14 protein-coding genes are annotated in these 16,425 nt (G+C 62.4%); 6 read left to right on the forward strand and 8 right to left on the reverse strand.

Annotation, left to right across the window (positions count from 1 at the left end; translation table 11 throughout):
• Position 1 precedes the first annotated feature (1 nt).
• Positions 2-3,181 carry an efflux RND transporter permease subunit gene (locus ABWL43_RS16780; RefSeq protein WP_404483185.1) on the reverse strand — a complete coding sequence of 1,060 codons (3,180 nt, stop codon included), beginning with the start codon at positions 3,179-3,181 and terminating at the stop codon, positions 2-4.
• Between the two features lie 327 nt (positions 3,182-3,508).
• Between ABWL43_RS16780 and ABWL43_RS16785 the strand changes: the two genes are divergently transcribed.
• From ABWL43_RS16785 to ABWL43_RS16795, 3 genes are read left to right on the forward strand one after another with little or no spacing between them, the layout of a single operon-like run.
• Positions 3,509-3,925, forward strand: coding sequence for a MarR family winged helix-turn-helix transcriptional regulator (locus ABWL43_RS16785; RefSeq protein ID WP_404483187.1), 417 nt, complete (start codon positions 3,509-3,511; stop codon positions 3,923-3,925).
• Positions 3,926-3,928: 3 nt separating this feature from the next.
• Positions 3,929-4,456, forward strand: a complete 528-nt coding sequence (gene mug, locus ABWL43_RS16790; protein ID WP_404488439.1) for a G/U mismatch-specific DNA glycosylase — start codon at positions 3,929-3,931, stop codon at positions 4,454-4,456.
• A 30-nt stretch (positions 4,457-4,486) separates the two neighbouring features.
• Complete coding sequence (locus tag ABWL43_RS16795; protein WP_369302975.1) at positions 4,487-5,089, forward strand: glutathione S-transferase family protein; 603 nt, start codon at positions 4,487-4,489, stop codon at positions 5,087-5,089.
• A 5-nt stretch (positions 5,090-5,094) separates the two neighbouring features.
• On the opposite strand, the gene ABWL43_RS16800 is transcribed toward ABWL43_RS16795, so the two are convergent.
• On the reverse strand, positions 5,095-5,862 hold the full coding sequence (locus tag ABWL43_RS16800; protein ID WP_369302976.1) for an SDR family NAD(P)-dependent oxidoreductase: 768 nt from the start codon (positions 5,860-5,862) through the stop codon (positions 5,095-5,097).
• A gap of 138 nt (positions 5,863-6,000) precedes the next feature.
• Here ABWL43_RS16800 and ABWL43_RS16805 point away from each other — a divergent pair, with 138 nt between their 5' ends.
• Positions 6,001-7,149, forward strand: a complete 1,149-nt coding sequence (locus tag ABWL43_RS16805; protein ID WP_369302977.1) for an aldose epimerase family protein — start codon at positions 6,001-6,003, stop codon at positions 7,147-7,149.
• A 143-nt stretch (positions 7,150-7,292) separates the two neighbouring features.
• Here the strand turns inward: ABWL43_RS16805 and ABWL43_RS16810 are convergent, their stop codons facing one another.
• Genes ABWL43_RS16810 through ABWL43_RS16830 form a run of 5 tightly spaced genes read right to left on the reverse strand, consistent with a single transcriptional unit; the run spans position 7,293 to position 13,136 of the window.
• Positions 7,293-8,297, reverse strand: coding sequence for a substrate-binding domain-containing protein (locus ABWL43_RS16810; RefSeq protein ID WP_242198523.1), 1,005 nt, complete (start codon positions 8,295-8,297; stop codon positions 7,293-7,295).
• Positions 8,298-8,335: 38 nt separating this feature from the next.
• Positions 8,336-9,199 carry an SMP-30/gluconolactonase/LRE family protein gene (locus ABWL43_RS16815; protein ID WP_404483190.1) on the reverse strand — a complete coding sequence of 288 codons (864 nt, stop codon included), beginning with the start codon at positions 9,197-9,199 and terminating at the stop codon, positions 8,336-8,338.
• A gap of 15 nt (positions 9,200-9,214) precedes the next feature.
• Positions 9,215-10,795 (reverse strand): aldehyde dehydrogenase (NADP(+)), encoded by a 1,581-nt coding sequence (locus tag ABWL43_RS16820; RefSeq protein ID WP_404483192.1) that lies wholly within the window; start codon positions 10,793-10,795, stop codon positions 9,215-9,217.
• Positions 10,796-10,805: 10 nt separating this feature from the next.
• Positions 10,806-11,798: an AraD1 family protein gene (araD1, locus tag ABWL43_RS16825; RefSeq protein ID WP_404483194.1), complete on the reverse strand. Its 993-nt coding sequence runs from the start codon at positions 11,796-11,798 to the stop codon at positions 10,806-10,808.
• A 15-nt stretch (positions 11,799-11,813) separates the two neighbouring features.
• Complete coding sequence (locus ABWL43_RS16830; RefSeq protein WP_404483196.1) at positions 11,814-13,136, reverse strand: MFS transporter; 1,323 nt, start codon at positions 13,134-13,136, stop codon at positions 11,814-11,816.
• Positions 13,137-13,326: 190 nt separating this feature from the next.
• Between ABWL43_RS16830 and ABWL43_RS16835 the strand changes: the two genes are divergently transcribed.
• Positions 13,327-15,063 (forward strand): IlvD/Edd family dehydratase, encoded by a 1,737-nt coding sequence (locus ABWL43_RS16835; RefSeq protein ID WP_262207283.1) that lies wholly within the window; start codon positions 13,327-13,329, stop codon positions 15,061-15,063.
• A 47-nt stretch (positions 15,064-15,110) separates the two neighbouring features.
• On the forward strand, positions 15,111-15,833 hold the full coding sequence (locus ABWL43_RS16840) for a FadR/GntR family transcriptional regulator (RefSeq protein ID WP_145164836.1): 723 nt from the start codon (positions 15,111-15,113) through the stop codon (positions 15,831-15,833).
• Between the two features lie 35 nt (positions 15,834-15,868).
• Here the strand turns inward: ABWL43_RS16840 and ABWL43_RS16845 are convergent, their stop codons facing one another.
• Positions 15,869-16,336 (reverse strand): metallophosphoesterase family protein, encoded by a 468-nt coding sequence (locus ABWL43_RS16845; RefSeq protein ID WP_404483198.1) that lies wholly within the window; start codon positions 16,334-16,336, stop codon positions 15,869-15,871.
• Between the last annotated feature and the right edge of the window lie 89 nt (positions 16,337-16,425).

Genomic DNA, 16,425 nt, shown 5'->3' on the forward strand with positions numbered 1-16,425 from the left:
GTCAAACCCCTTGGGTAACGGTGGTCGCACGCGTGGCGTGCTGGCGACGCCCGTGGACAAGACTGAAAATCAACGGAACCAGAATCAACGTGGCGACGGTGGCAAACGCCAGGCCGCCGATCACCGCGCGGCCCAGTGGCGCGTTCTGCTCGCCGCCCTCGCCCAGGCCCAAGGCCATGGGCGCCATGCCGATGATCATCGAAATGGCCGTCATCAACACCGGCCGCAGCCGGGTGAAGCCGGCTTCGAGCGCGGCCTGCACCGCATCGCCGTGCACCGCCAGGCGTTCGCGACAGAAGCTCACCACCAAAATGGCGTTGGCAGTGGCCACGCCCATGCACATGATCGCCCCGGTCAGCGCCGGCACCGACAGCGGCGTGTGCGTGATAAACAGCATCCACACGATGCCCGCCAGCGCCGCCGGCAACGCGGTGATGATCACAAACGGGTCGGCCCAGGATTGGAAGTTGACCACGATCAGCAAGTAGATCAGCACCACCGCGCCGAGCAGGCCGAACAGCAAGCCACTGAACGCCGCGTTCATGGTCTGTACCTGGCCTTGCAGGATGACCTTGGAGCCGGTCGGTACTTCACCGGCGTGGGCGGCGATGATCTTCTGGATATCGGCGGCAACGCCACCGAGGTCGCGGTCCTGAATCGCGGTCAGCACTTCGACCACCGGCTGGATATCCGATTGGGTGAACACCGAATTACTGTGGCTGCGCTGGATATTCGCCAGGCCGCCCAACGTCTGGTCGGTGGCCGCCCCGCTGCCGCCACTCAACGGCAGGTTGTGCAACGCCGCCAGGCTTTCAAGGCTGTACTGCGGGGTTTGCATCACGATCGGGTAGGAAATGCCGTTGGCCGGGTTCAACCAAAAGGTCGGCGCCACCTGGCTGGAACCGGCGAGGTTGACTACCAGGCTGTTGGTCACGTCGCGCTCGGTCAAGCCGACCAATTGCGCGCGGGTGCGGTCCACGTCGATATTGAACGTCGGCAATTGCCGCGACTGCTGGATGCGCGCATCGACCACGCCCGGCACCCGACGAATATCACGCAGCAACGCGCTGGCGTACGTGAAGTTGCCCGCCAGGTTATTGCCGGTGATTTGCAGGTCAATCGGCGCCGACGAGCCGAAGTTGAGGATCTGCCCGACGATGTCCGACGCCGGGAACGAGAACACCGCACTGGGGAACTCGCGTGGCAGGGTTTCGCGCAATATGCGCATGTATTCTGCGGTCGGGCGGTGGCCTTCATTGAGGCTGATCTGAATGTCGCTGTCCTGGGAGCCCACGGTGCCGGTGTTGTTGTACACCACGTTGATGCCGCTGATGGACAGGCCGATGTTGTCGACCAACGCCTTGAGCTCATTGGCCGGGACTTTGCGCCGGATCGCGTTCTCGATGTCGGCGATCAAGTGCGCGTTGCTTTCCACCCGCGTGCCCACCGGGGCACGCACGTGCAGCAGGATCAAGCCGGAATCGACCTCGGGGAAGAAGTTGCGGCCCAGGAACGGCACCAGCGCAAACGACACCGCAACAAACGCCAGCAGGCCGATCACCACCGTGCGGCGATGGTGCAAGGCACTGTCCAACACGCTGTGGTAGCGCTCGCGAAACCCTTCAAAACGCCGCTCGAAACCACGTTGGAAATTCACCAGCGGATTGCGCGACGGCGCGTGCCCGTCCTCACCGTGCACATGCGGCTTGAGCAGGTAGTTGGCGAGTGTCGGTACCAGCGTACGTGACAGGATGAACGAGGCAATCATGGCGAAAATCACCGCCTCAGCCATCGGTACAAACAGGAAGCGCGCCACGCCGTCGAGGAAGAACATCGGCACAAATACGATGCAAATACACAGCAGCGAAACGAACGCCGGCGTGACGATCTGCGCCGCGCCGTCGAGGATCGCGGTCTCCACCGGCTTGCCCTGCTCCAGGTGCCAGTTGATGTTCTCGATGGTCACCGTGGCGTCGTCCACCAGGATGCCGACCGCCAGCGCCAGGCCGCCGAGGGTCATGATATTGAGGGTTTCGCCCAGAGCCGAAAGCGTGGCAATCGAGGCCAGGATCGCCAACGGAATCGACGTGGCAATGATCACCGTCGAACGCCAGCTGCCAAGGAACAGCAGGATCATCAGGCTGGTCAGCGCCGCCGCGATCACGCCTTCACGGGCCACGCCGCTGATGGCCGAGCGCACGAACAGTGACTGGTCGCCGATCAGGTCGATGTTCAGGTCAGGCGGCAAGGCGGCCTTGTTGTCCGCGAGCTTTTCCTTGATCCCGGCGATCACACCCAAGGTCGATGCCGAGCCGGTCTTGAGCACCGGCAGCAGCACCGAACGGTTGCCGTTCACGTGCACGATGTTGGTTTGCGGCGGGTTGCCGTCGCGCACGGTGGCCACATCGCGGATCAACACGGTGGTGCCGTCGGCGGTCTTGATCGGCAAGTTTTCCAGGTCATGGAAATCCGACGGCGCGTTGTTCAGTTGCAGGTTGAATTCGTAGCTGCCGATCTTCTGCGTGCCCACCGGCGTGATCAGGTTCTGCGTGGCCAGGGCGGTGGCGACGTCTTGCGCCGACAGGCCGCGCGCCTGCATGCGCGCCGAATCAAGGTCGATCTGCACCTGGCGGCTCTTGCCGCCAAATGGGTATGGCAGCGCCGCACCGGGCACGGTGGTGAGCATCAGGCGCACCTGGTTAAGGCCAATATCGCCCAGGCGCTGCTCGCTCAAACCCGCGCCCGACAGGGCCAGCTGCACGATGGGCACGGTGGAGGCGCTGTAGTTGAGCACCAGCGGCGGCACGGTGCTGGGCGGCAGTTGCCGCAGGATCGCCTGGGACACCGACGTGACCTGGGCGTTGGCCGTGCTGATGTTGACGCCGGGCTGGAAGAAGATCTTCACGATGCCGTAGCCATTCATCGACTGCGCTTCGATATGGCGAATGTCGTTGACCGTGGTGGTCAGCACGCGCTCGAACGGCGACGTGATGCGCCCCGCCATCTGGTCGGGCGGCAGGCCGGTGTACTGCCAGATCACCGCGATGACCGGAATGCGGATTTCGGGAAAGATGTCGGTCGGCGTTCGCCAGGCCGCCAGCGGGCCGATGATCAGGATGAAAATAGCCAATACCAGAAAGGTATAGGGGCGCCGCAACGCGATGCGCACGAGGCTCAGCATAGGAGGTGATCCAGACAGGGGTTGGATGATCAAGCAGGCAGAGCCGTGCCGTTTTCCCGCCTCGCCCCACGCGTTTCCTGGGGAGTTTGTAACGACATCCGGTCACAAAGAGGCATATGCCACGATATCTAATTTAGTGGCGTACGCAACTAATTTGTTTCAAGCTGTCTCAGTCTTCATCTGCAAGCCATCTTCGGTCTGAAAGGCCTTGTCCTGACAGGTCGCGCAGGCATAATCACCCGCGTCGTGTTTTGTATCAGAGAGTATCTGCCCTTGAAATCTGCCCCGCCTTGTTCCGAGAGTCCCAGCGCCTGCGTGAACGGTGCCGTGCGCCGCACGTCCCGTCGCCTGGGCCAGATCTATGACGAGGCGTATGCGCCCTGCGGGTTGAAAGCCACTCAATACGCGGTGCTCAACCGCATCGCCAAGGCCGGCACGCCGAAGATGGGCGAACTGGCGCAAGCCCTGGTGATGGATTTGTCCGCCCTGGGCCACACACTCAAGCCATTGATGCGCGATGGCCTGGTAGAGCTGCGCGTGGACGAATTCGACCGCCGCACCCGCCGCGTGCTGCTGACCGAGCAAGGCCAGCGCACGCACGCGGCCGCCAAGCGCATCTCGACGCAAATGGCCGAGCGCTTTGATCAGGCGTTTGGCCGTGAAGCGGCGGCGCAGCTGCGCCAGACCCTGGATTTTATCGCCTCCGACGAGTTTGCCCGCACGCTCCTGGCCAAGGACGATTAAGCCATCCGCCTCGAAGACATCCTCGTCGACCACCTGCATGTGGTGTTCTGCGGCATCAACCCGGGCAAGGGCTCTGCCGCCCTCGGCCTGCACTTCGCCAATCGCAGCAACCGCTTCTGGCGCACGTTGCACCTGGCGGGTTTTACCCCACATGAAATCCGCCCGGAGGATGCACGCAGCCTGCTCGACTATCACTGCGGATTGACCACCTTGGTCGAGCGCCCGACGGCGAGCGCGGGGGAATTGGCGCGACATGAATTCACCGAAGCGGCGACGGCGTTTGAACACAAGATCCGTCGTTGCCAGCCGCGGTGTGTGGCGTTCCTGGGCAAGGTTGGTTACAGCGCGTTGTCCGGCCAGCGCGAGATCGCCTGGGGGCTGCAGCCGCAGCTATTGGGCGGCGCCTCGGTGTGGGTGTTGCCCAACCCGAGCGGGCGCAACCTGGCGTTCAGCCTGGAGCAACTCGTGCACGCCTATCAGCCGCTGCGCGCGGCCATTGCGCAGGCCGGCCCGGTGCCTTTAATCTCTTGAGCCAAACACCCTGAGAGCCTTGGAGGCTTCATGAAACTGGTCGGCATGCTGGACTCGCCTTACGTTCGTCGCGTCGCAATTTCCCTTGAACTGTACGGCGTGGATTTCGTACACGAGTCGCTCTCGGTGTTCAGCACCTACGCTGAATTTTCTGCAATCAACCCGGTGGTCAAGGCGCCCACGCTGGTGCTCGATGATGGAACGGTGCTGATGGATTCCAGCCTGATCCTGGACTACTTCGAAACCCTGGCGCCGACCGACAAAAAACTTCTGCCACACAACGCCGGCGCACGCGCCAAAGAGCTGCAAGTGCTCGGCCTGGCCCTGGCGGCGTGTGAGAAAACCGTGCAGATCGTCTACGAGCACCACTTGCGCCCAGCAGAAAAACTGCATGAACCGTGGCTCGATCGCGTAACCGGGCAGTTGCTGGCCGCTTATTCGCTGCTGGAAACACACCTGGCCCAGGCGAGCGGTGAACGCCTGAACCAGGCCGCGCTGACGGCGGCCGTCGCCTGGTCGTTCACGCAGTTAAAACTGCCGACGCTGCTCAAGGCCCAGGCGTATCCCAACCTGCAACGCCACGCCAATCAGCTGGAGCAGCATCCGGCGTTCAGGAAATACCCCATCGAATAACTGGCCTAGACCCAGCCCCCATCCACAATAAAGTTTTGTGCCGAACACATCGCCGACGCATCGGAGGCAAGAAACAGCGCCATGTTGGCGATGTGTTCCGGCAGCACACTGCCTGGCAAGCACTGGCTGCGGCTGATCAGTTCCCTGGCCGCATCGTCCACCCACATCGCCAGCTGTTTTTCGGTCATGACCCAGCCAGGCACCAGGGTGTTGACGCGGATACGGCTGGGGCCCAGTTCCCGCGCCAGCGCTCGGGTCATGCCATGGGCCGCCGCCTTGCTGGCCGCGTACACCGGGTAGCCCGCCGACGCCATCATCCAGCCGACCGAGCCCAGGTTGATAATCGCCCCGCCGCCCGCGCTTTTCATCATCGGCACCACCGCCTTGGCGGCAAAAAAGGCGTGTTTGAGGTTGACGGCGATCAGCCTGTCGAACGTGTCCGAATCGACTTCTTGCAGCGTATGACGCACGTCGTTGGCTGCGTTGTTCACCAGCACGGTGATCGGCCCCAGCGTTTGCTCAAAACGGGCGATCGCCGCTTTGTAGGCGATTTCATCAGTGATGTCGCAGCACACGAACTCAACGCTATGCCCTTGGGCACTCAACACCGCCGCGAGCCGCTCGCCCTGGCTTTGCGCGCGGTCCACAAAGGCCACCTTGGCGCCCTGCGCGGCGAAGGCGCGCACCATGAATTCGCCGATGCCCGAGGCACCTCCGGAAATCAGTACGGTCTTACCCTTCAGGTCGGGATAAACGGCGTGTGCAGTACTCATATAACGCTTGCCTCGATTAATTAGTCTTATTTTATTTGGCGTATCTGGGGTTTAAGGCTATAAATTCGCTGTCAACTCGACGAAATATCGCACATTAGTAGAACTATTCCACTGAAAACAACAAAAGGAAGTTCGACCATGAAGCACCCTCGACACCTGCTTTCAGGCCTCGCCTTGTCCATGCTGGTTGCCAGCGGTGGCGCCCAGGCCGCCGGGCTTAGCAGTGAACACAAGCCTTTCGGCAAAACCAACGACGGCACCGCCGTCGAGCAATATATCTTGCGCAACAGCCATGGCATGCAAGCCACGGTAATCACTTACGGCGGCGTCTTGCAGTCGCTGAAAGTGCCGGATAAAAACGGCAAGGTCGATGACGTGGTACTCGGTTTCGACGACGTGCAGGGCTATCAGAGCGGTACGGCCTTTTTCGGCGCGAGCATCGGCCGCTTCGGCAACCGTCTGGCCGCCGGGGCGTTCGAACTCGATGGCAAGCGTTACCAGGTACCGCTCAACGATGGCCCCAACTCGCTGCACGGCGGTGCCCAGGGTTTCGACAAGCACGTGTGGCAGGCCGAACCGGTCAAGGGCAAGGATTCGGTCGGCGTGAAGCTGAGCTACCTGTCCAAGGACGGTGAAATGGGCTTCCCCGGCAACCTGAAGACCGAGGTCACCTACAGCCTCAACGATAAAAACGAACTGCACATCGACTACAAGGCCACCACCGACAAACCGACGGTGCTGAACCTCACCAACCACAGCTACTTCAACCTCGCCGGCGCAGGCAATGGCGACATCCTCAAGCAAGTGGCGACCTTGCATGCCAGCCACTACACACCGGTAAATGCCACGTTGATTCCGACCGGCGAACTGGCTCCGGTCAAAGGCACGCCGATGGATTTCCTCAAACCCACGCCGATCGGCCAGCACATCAAGGACGACCATCCGCAGCTCAAGTTCGCCGAGCCCAAACAGGGTGGGTTTGACTTCAACTGGGCGCTGGATACCAAAGGCGATATCAAGCAACTCGCCGCCGACGTACACGACCCCGCCTCCGGCCGACGTTTGCAGCTCTACACCACCGAGCCCGGCGTGCAGTTCTATACCAGCAACTTCCTGGATGGCACGGTGAAGGGCAAGGCCGGCAAGGCGTATGCGCACTGGAGCGCGTTTACCCTGGAAACCCAGCACTTTCCGGACGCACCCAACCAGCCAACATTTGCATCGACCCGGTTGAACCCTGGGCAGACCTACACCCAGAACACCGTGTTCAAGTTCTCCGCCGATTGAACTGAGGGAGCAGGCTTGCTCGCGAAAGCGGTGGTTCAGTGCCAGACGCAGTGACTGACACTCCACTTTCGCGAGCAAGCCCGCTCCCACATTCAGTGCTCACTGAGCATGGCTCAGCAGTGGTTCATCGGTTTGGCCACTGCTCAGTTCCAGAGGCCGATTTTTTCCAGTTCCTGCTTGAAGTTCTCGCGGGTGATCAGCGTCACTTCATCCATGGCGGTGTACTTCGGTGGTTCCTTGCCGGTGGTGACCCAGTCGAACATCATCTTCGCGGTGTTGTAGCCTTCGATGTGCGGGCTGGGCAGCATTGAGCCGAAGAAGCCGCTGTTGGCTTTCTTCAATTCGCCGATGGCGTCGGTGCCATTGATGCCGATGCCGATCACATTGGCTGCGGCAAAGCCGGCGGTTTCGGTAGCGCGTACGCCGCCGAGCACCGTGTTGTCGTTCATGCCGCCGATGATCAGGTTTTTCGCACCGCTGGGCAGCTTGACCAGAGCCGAGTTGGTGGCGTCCATGCTGCCCGGGACGTCGAGGGTCTTGGCGGCGGTGAACAGGATGTGATCCTTGGGAAAGCCTGCATCTTCCAGGGATTTGACCGAGCCGTCGGTACGCTTTTTACCGGTGTCGAGTTCGTTGAAGGTGTTGATCACCGCATAAGTGTCCTTCCAGTCCCAACCGCGTTTTTTCGCTTCAGCCGCCATTGCCGCGCCCTGCTTCTGGCCGACTTCAAAAGCGGCCATGCCCAGATATGGCACGTCCTCCATGAAGTTGCCCTTGGCATCGACAAAGCGATCGTCCACGGCAATCACTTTCAGGCCGTTGACGCGGGCCTTGGCGACGATGGCCGGGCCGAGGGACACGTCCGGCGGGCAGATCACAAAGCCCTTGGCGCCGTTGGCCGCCAGGCTGTCGATGGCCGCCAGGGTTTTCTCGCCATCGGGCACGGCGATCTTGATCACGGTAAAACCATGTTCCTTGCCGGCCTTTTCGGCAAACGCCCATTCGGTCTGGAACCACGGCTCTTCAGCCTGCTTGACCAGAAAACCGATCTTCACTTCTTCAGCAGCCAGCAACAGGCCGCTCAGGCTCAGGGCTGACACCGCCACAGCGGCGCAGCACAGGGAACGCAAACCACGACGACGATTCATACGGGTGACTCCTTGTTGTTGTTTTTGAATGTCAGGATTTAACCGGCAAAGCGGTGACAGGGTGTGCCGGGCACATCGACCTCGATGGCCAATACCGCGCCATCCAGGGGGTGATCCAACGGGCTGGCGGCGCTGGTGATATAGAGCGTGGTGAGAGTCGGCCCACCAAAAACACAACTGGTGGGGCGGCTGACGGGCAGTTCGATGACGCGGTCCACTGCGCCGTCGGGCGTCAGGCGCAGCAGGCAACTGCCGTCCCAGCGTGCATTCCAGACATAACCCTGACTGTCCATCGCCGAGCCGTCCGGCCCTCCGCGTGGATGCGGGCCAAACCAGACGTGCGCCGGGTCGAGTTGGCCGCCCTCCTGGATCACGTGCCGGTAGAGCGTGCCGTCCAGACTGTCGCCGAAATGCACCTGGCTGCCGTCCTCGCTCCACAGCAAGGTGTTGGGAATGCCCAGGCCGCGCAGCAGCGGCGTGACCTGCGCATCGGCATCGATGCGAAACAGGCCACCGGAACGTCGCGTGATCGGCAGGTCTTCGCCCCGCTCGCCAATGTTGTTCTGCATGGTGCCCAGCCACAGGCGGCCCTGGGCATCGCAGCGCGCTTCATTGCCACGGTTGCCGGGTTGCGGGTCGGCCACACACAGCAGCGTCAGCGCTTCGGTCGCCAGGTCGAGCCGGTATACGCCGCTGCTCAAGGTCACAAGCGCATCGCCGCTTTCACAGGGAATAAACGCCGAGACGTGCTCGGGCAGCTGCCAGATCTGCAACTGCCCGTCCATCAGGCGCAACGCCTGTTTGCCGATGATATTGACCCAATACAGCGCCTGGGTCGGCGCATCCCAAAACGGGCCTTCGCCCAACTGTGCACGGTGTGCGGTAACGGCATTAAACGGCATGTGACCTCCTGTTTTTTACAGCGGCTCGCGCGATGGCGTGCCATCGACCAGCCGCTGGATGCGCAACGGGTTGGCGTTTTTCAACGCGTCGGGCAGCAGGCTATCAGGGTAATTCTGGAAGCACACGGGACGCAGAAAGCGGTCGATGGCCAAGGTACCGACCGAGGTGCCGCGCGCGTCCGAGGTGGCCGGATAGGGCCCGCCGTGGACCATCGCGTCGCAGACTTCAACGCCGGTAGGGTAGCCATTGAGCAGGATGCGGCCGACTTTTTGTTCCAGCAACGGCGTCAGTTCGGTGAACTGCTCAAAGTCGGCCGGCTCGCCGATAATCGTCGCCGTCAGTTGGCCGTGCAGCCCTTGCAAGGCGGCGCTGAGTTGGGCTTGATCAGCCACTTCAACCACCACCGTGGTCGGGCCGAACACCTCTTCCTGCAGCACTTCATCGCCGTCGATCAGCAGGCGGGCGTCGGCCTTGAACAGCTGCGGCTGCGCCTGGTTGCCTGCTTGAGCGCTGCCCGCCAGATGCTGGATGCCCGGGTGCGCGAGCAGCTTTTCAAGGCCTTTGCCATAGCTGCTCAAGGTGCCGGCGTTGAGCATGGTTTGCGCGGGCTGATCATTGATCAGGCTGGCCACCTGCTGGGTGAATGCGCTGAACTGCGGTGATGCGATGCCGATCACCAGGCCTGGATTGGTGCAGAACTGACCACAGCCTTGCACCACCGAGGCCGTCAGGTCGCGGGCGATGGTGTGCGCCCGCGCCTGCAATGCCTGCGGCAATACGATCACCGGGTTGATGCTCGACATCTCGGCAAACACCGGGATCGGCTGCGGCCGGGCTGCGGCCATGTCGCACAAGGCGCGACCGCCCTTGAGCGAGCCGGTAAAACCCACCGCCTGGATCGCCGGGTGCTTGACCAGCGCCTCACCGACGCCGCCGCCGAAGATCATATTGAACACGCCCGCCGGCATTTCGGTGGCCTGGGCCGCGCGCAGGATTGCATCGGCGACCTGCTCAGCCGTAGCCATGTGCCCACTGTGGGCCTTGAACACCACCGGGCAACCCGCCGCCAGCGCCGCTGCGATGTCGCCACCGGCGGTGGAAAATGCCAGCGGAAAGTTGCTCGCGCCAAACACTGCAACCGGGCCCAGGCCAATGCGGTATTGGCGCAGGTCCGGACGCGGCAACGGCTGACGCTCGGGCAAGGCTTTGTCGATGCGTGCACCGTAGAAATCGCCACGCCGCAGCACGGTGGCAAACAGGCGCATCTGGCCGCTGGTGCGCCCGCGTTCGCCTTTGATACGCGCGGCGGGCAGTGCCGTTTCGCGGCACACCAGCGCGATGAAGTTATCGCTCAGCGCGTCCAGCTCGTCGGCTATTGCGTCGAGAAACTGCGCGCGCCGCGAGGCACTCAACGCGCGGTATGCCGGGTAAGCCGCGGCGGCCGCCGTGGCGGCGGCGTCGACTTCTTCGGGGGTGGCCTGGAAAAAATCCTGCGGCAAGGCTTCGCCGGTGCTGGCATCGACACTGTGCAGGGTCACGCTGCCGAGGGCGCTGCGCTGGCCGCCGATGTAGTTGTGGCCGAGGAATTGGGTCATGTTGATCTCCTTAAAGGGTGATGACATTGCCGGGCTCGAACACCGCGTCGGCCTTGCCGACCGTGTTGACCAGCGGCGCGCCGAATTCGGCCTGGCTGATCTCGAACACATCGCCCGGTTCAGTACGTATACCGTCGGCAAATGACAAGGTAGCAGTGCCGAAGAAATGCACGTGCACGTCACCCGGTGTGAGGAATTGACTGTATTTGAAGTGGTGATACTCAAGGTTTTCGAGGCTGTGGCACATATTGGCCTCGCCACTGAGGAATTCGTTTTGCCAGATCACTTTGCCGTCACGCAGGATGCGGCTGGTGCCCGCCAGGTGCTGCGGCAACTCGCCTACGCGTAACTCCGGACCATAGCTGCAACTGCGCAACTTGGAGTGGGCCAGGTACAGGTAGTTTTTGCGCTCCATCACGTGATCAGAGAACTCGTTGCCCATGGCGAAGCCCAGTCGATAGGGTTTGCCGTCGTGGCCGATCACGTAGAGGCCACCGATTTCCGGCTCTTCACCGGCGTCTTCGGCAAACGGCGGCACCGGGAAAGCCTGGCCCGGGCGTACCACGATGCTGCCGTCGCCTTTGTAGAACCACTCCGGTTGCACACCCGCTTGGCCAGACGCGGGCTTGCCGCCCTCCACGCCCCATTTGAAGATGCGCAGGGTGTCGGTCATCGCACTGTCGTCGCCGGCCTGCTGGTGCATCTTGTCCCGCGCCGAGGCGCTGCCCAGGTGGGTCAGGCCGGTGCCGCTGATCAACATGTGGGCCGGGTCCGGGTGATCGAGCGGCGGCAGGATTTTCAGGTCAGCCAGCAATGCGCGGTAATCGTAGCTGTCGCCCAGGCCCAGCTTGTCGACCTGCTGCGCCAATTTGACGCCCGCCTCGATGGCCGCCAACGCCAGTTCACGCACGCTGCGGGCCGTCTGCACTTCGCGCAGCTTGGTGCCTTCTACTACGCCGACACGGCGCTCACCGTTGCGTAACTCAAACTGAACTAAACGCATGAAATGTCTCCTTGATTAAGTCCGCGTGGCACCCCGGGCGCTGGCGGCAAATTGCTCGGTGGGCAGCACGTGCTTGCGTTCCAGCACGCGGTACACCACGCCGGTCAGCAGTAACCCGAATACCATCACACCCGACAGGAAGTACAAGCCCGAGGCCAGGTTGCCGGTGTACTCCTTGAGCGCGCCGATCACGAACGGGCCGATATAGCCGCCGAGGTTGCCCACCGAGTTGATCAGCGCAATGCCCGCCGCCGCACTGGCGCCGGCGAAAAAGCGCCCCGGCAGGGTCCAGAACACCGCCGTGCAGGAGAACAGCGCGAACGCCGCCAGGCACAATGCGGCTATTTGCAGCACCGGCAAGCTCAGCCAGGCACTCAAGAACAGCCCGATGGCGCCCAGCACATACAGCACCGCGAGATGGCCGTAGCGATCATTCAAACGGTCGGAGCTGCGCGGAATGATCAGCAGGCCGAGAATGCCGAAAATATACGGCACCGCCGAGACGAAACCGGTAACCAGGTCACTGCCGCCGAACTGCTTGATCAGCGTCGGCAGCCACAGGCCGAGCCCATAAATGCTCAAGGTCACGGGCAGGTAGAACAGCGCCAGCAGCAGCACTCGCTTGTCTTTCAGCGCATGCAGCGGGTTGCCGTGGCGGGTCTGGCCGTAGGCTTGCAGGTCTTTATTCAGCTCGCCGGTGAGCCAGGATTTCTCGTCCTCGCTCATCCACTTGACCTGCTGGGGGCCGTCCGGCAGCCAGCGCAACACCGGCCAGGTCAGCAACAGCGCCGGCGTGCCGATGACGATGAACAACCACTGCCAGCCATGCAGGCCGAGGATGCCGTCCATGCCCAGCAAGCCGCCAGACACGGGGCCGGTGATCATCATCGCAATGGGTTGGGAAAGGATGAACAGCCCGAGGATCTTGCCGCGATGGCGCACCGGGAACCACTGGGTGATGTAGTACAGCACGCCCGGAAAGAACCCCGCCTCCGCCGCGCCGAGCAGAAAGCGCATCACGTAGAAACTGTGCGGCCCCTGCACGAAGGCCATGCCGATAGTGATCGCGCCCCAGGTCAGCATGATGCGCGCAAACCAGCGCCGGGCGCCGAAGCGGTCGAGCATCAGGTTGCTGGGAATCTCGAACAGGAAGTAGCCAATGAAGAACAGCCCCGCGCCCAAACCATAAGCGGCGTCGCCAATGCCGACATCGGCGCCCATGTGCAGCTTGGCGAAACCCACCGCCGAGCGGTCCACGTAGGCGATCAGGTAGAGCAGGATCAGGAAGGGAATCAGTTTCAGCGTGATGCGCCGAATAAGCCGCAGTTCCTGGCTCATGGGTCGATCTCCGATTGTTGTTTTTATAGAAGCTCGGGGTTACCGCCGGCCAAATTCAGGCAAGGCGATACCTCATTTGAAGCCGACTATATAGTATGACTATTTACAAAACAACTCTTCCAAAGCCTCGATTTTGCGCTTATGTTTAGCCGTATATAGAACATATAGTCATACAATAAGAGAGACCACCATGCCTGATAAAAAGCCCACCCTCCGCTCCGCCCAGTGGTTTGGCACCGCCGACAAGAACGGCTTCATGTACCGCAGCTGGATGAAGAACCAGGGCATCGCCGACCATCAGTTCCATGGCAAACCGATCATCGGTATCTGTAACACCTGGTCGGAGCTGACGCCGTGCAACGCGCACTTCCGCCAGATCGCCGAGCACGTCAAACGTGGTGTGATCGAGGCCGGTGGCTTCCCGGTGGAATTCCCGGTGTTCTCCAATGGTGAATCCAACCTGCGCCCCACCGCCATGCTCACGCGCAACCTGGCGAGCATGGACGTGGAAGAAGCGATTCGCGGCAACCCCATCGACGGCGTGGTGCTGCTCACCGGCTGCGACAAAACCACCCCGGCGCTGCTGATGGGCGCGGCCAGTTGCGACGTGCCGGCCATCGTCGTCACCGGCGGGCCGATGCTCAATGGCAAGCACAAAGGCCAGGACATCGGCTCGGGCACGGTGGTGTGGCAGCTCAGCGAACAGGTCAAGGCCGGCACCATCACCCTGGACGATTTCCTCGCGGCCGAAGGCGGCATGTCGCGCTCGGCCGGCACCTGCAACACCATGGGCACGGCCTCCACCATGGCCTGCATGGCCGAGGCACTGGGCACTTCCCTGCCCCACAACGCGGCGATCCCGGCGGTGGATGCGCGCCGGTATGTGCTGGCGCATATGTCCGGCATGCGTGCGGTAGAGATGGTGCGCGAAGACTTGAAGCTGTCGAAGATCCTCACCAAGGAAGCGTTTGAAAACGCGATCCGCGTGAACGCGGCCATCGGCGGTTCGACCAATGCGGTGATCCACCTGAAGGCCATCGCGGGGCGCATCGGCGTCGAACTCGACCTGGATGACTGGACGCGCATGGGCCGCGGCGTGCCGACCATTGTCGACCTGCAGCCGTCGGGGCGTTTCCTGATGGAGGAGTTTTACTATGCCGGTGGCCTGCCCGCCGTGTTGCGCCGATTGGGCGAAGCCAACCTGATCCCGCATCCGCATGCGCTGACCGTCAACGGCAAGTCCCTGGGCGAGAACACCAAGGACTCGCCGATCTACGGCCAGGACGAAGTGATCCGGACCCTCGACAACCCGATCCGCGCCGACGGCGGCATCTGCGTGCTGCGCGGCAACCTGGCGCCGTTGGGCGCCGTGCTCAAACCATCGGCCGCCAGCCCCGAGTTGATGCAGCATCGCGGCCGCGCGGTGGTGTTCGAGAACTTCGACATGTACAAGGCGCGCATCAATGACCCGGAACTGGACGTGGATGCCAATTCGATCCTGGTCATGAAAAACTGCGGCCCCAAGGGTTACCCGGGCATGGCTGAAGTCGGCAACATGGGCTTGCCGGCCAAGCTGCTGGCCCAGGGCGTGACCGACATGGTGCGTATTTCCGATGCGCGCATGAGCGGCACCGCTTACGGCACGGTGGTGTTGCACGTGGCACCCGAAGCCGCCGCCGGTGGGCCGCTGGCCACGGTGCAGGAAGGCGACTGGATCGAACTGGACTGCGCCAATGGCCGCCTGCACCTGGACATCCCCGACGCAGAGCTGGCGGCACGCATGGCCGAGCTGCCGCCACCGCAGAAGCTGATCGTCGGCGGCTACCGTCAGCTGTACATCGACCATGTGCTGCAGGCCGACCAAGGCTGCGACTTTGACTTTCTGGTGGGTTGCCGTGGGGCTGAAGTCCCCCGTCATTCCCACTAATTGGGATGCTATGATGCCGCCTATTTAGCCAGGGCCTCCCGTTCGTTATGGATCACCAGCCGTCCAAGCCGCGCAAGAGCATGCATGCCCAGATCGTTCAGGACTTGGGCATGCACATCGTTTCCGGTCGCTTCAAACCCGAAGAACGCCTGCCCATGGAGGCCACGCTGTGCGAGGAGTACAAGGTCAGCCGGTCGGTGTTGCGCGAGGCGACGCGCGTGCTCAGCGCCAAGGGCCTGGTGTATTCCAAACCCCGGGTGGGCGCGGTGGTGCGGCCACGCCTGAAATGGCATTTGCTCGACCCTGATGTGTTGTCCTGGCTGATGCAGACCACGCCTCACAGTGAGTTTTTCAACACCCTGGCCGGCGTGCGGCGCATCCTCGAACCGGAAATCGCCGCCATGGCCGCGACCACCGCCACCGATGAAGACATTGCCACCATCGAACAAGCCTACCTGGGCATGGAAACCGCCAAGACCCACGACGACCTGCTGCAGGCCGACCTGGACTTCCACCGTGCGATTGCCGACGCCACCCGCAATGACCTGCTTGCCTATATGTGCAACATGCTCTCGCTGCCGTTGCGCGAGTCGATCAACATCACCAACCGCCGCCCGGACATCCAGGGCCTGAGCCTGCCGCGTCACAAGGCAATCCTCACGGCGATCCAGAACCGCGACGCACTCGGCGCCCGCCACGCTTCGCTGGTGCAACTGGACGACACACGCGTGGCGCTGGACACGGTGATGAACGTGCTGACCCCGTTGTAAATGCACGACGGGCGTCACTTGATTGAGCCAATCGGCTACTGAACAGCGTCCACCAGCGAAATCAGCCGCGACTCAATCGACGCCTCAACGATCTCAAGCACCGCAAGTGTCACCGGCAGTTTGAACCGGCGCCTGCCAGCGCTGCCGGGGTTGACGTACAACGTTGCGCCGCGCCACGCGATCAAGGGTTTGTGCGAGTGACCGCTGATCACCAGCCGTGTGTGCGGGCCGAGTAACGCGGGCACGTCGGCAATGTCATGCACGACCAGGGTTTTCCAGCCGTCAAGATCAATGCTCAGATGGTCAGGCACCTGCTGCGCCCAGGCCGCGTCCTGATCATTGTTGCCGCGCACCACATGCACCGGCGCGATCCGCGCCAGGTGTTCAAGGATGTCCGGCCCGCCGATATCGCCCGCATGGATAATCTGCTCGCAGCCTTGCAGCGCCGCGATCGCCTCAGGCCGCAGCAAGCCGTGGGTATCGGAAATCACGCCAATTTTCATAGAGCCTCCTCAGGGTTATGAACATTGACCGCACTCGCCTTAAACGATTCAGGTCATCAGCGAACCTTCCCCCCAAACCAGCGTCCGAG

The sequence above is a fragment of the Pseudomonas sp. HT11 genome, from assembly GCF_044875395.1.
In the GTDB taxonomy this organism is placed as follows: domain Bacteria; phylum Pseudomonadota; class Gammaproteobacteria; order Pseudomonadales; family Pseudomonadaceae; genus Aquipseudomonas.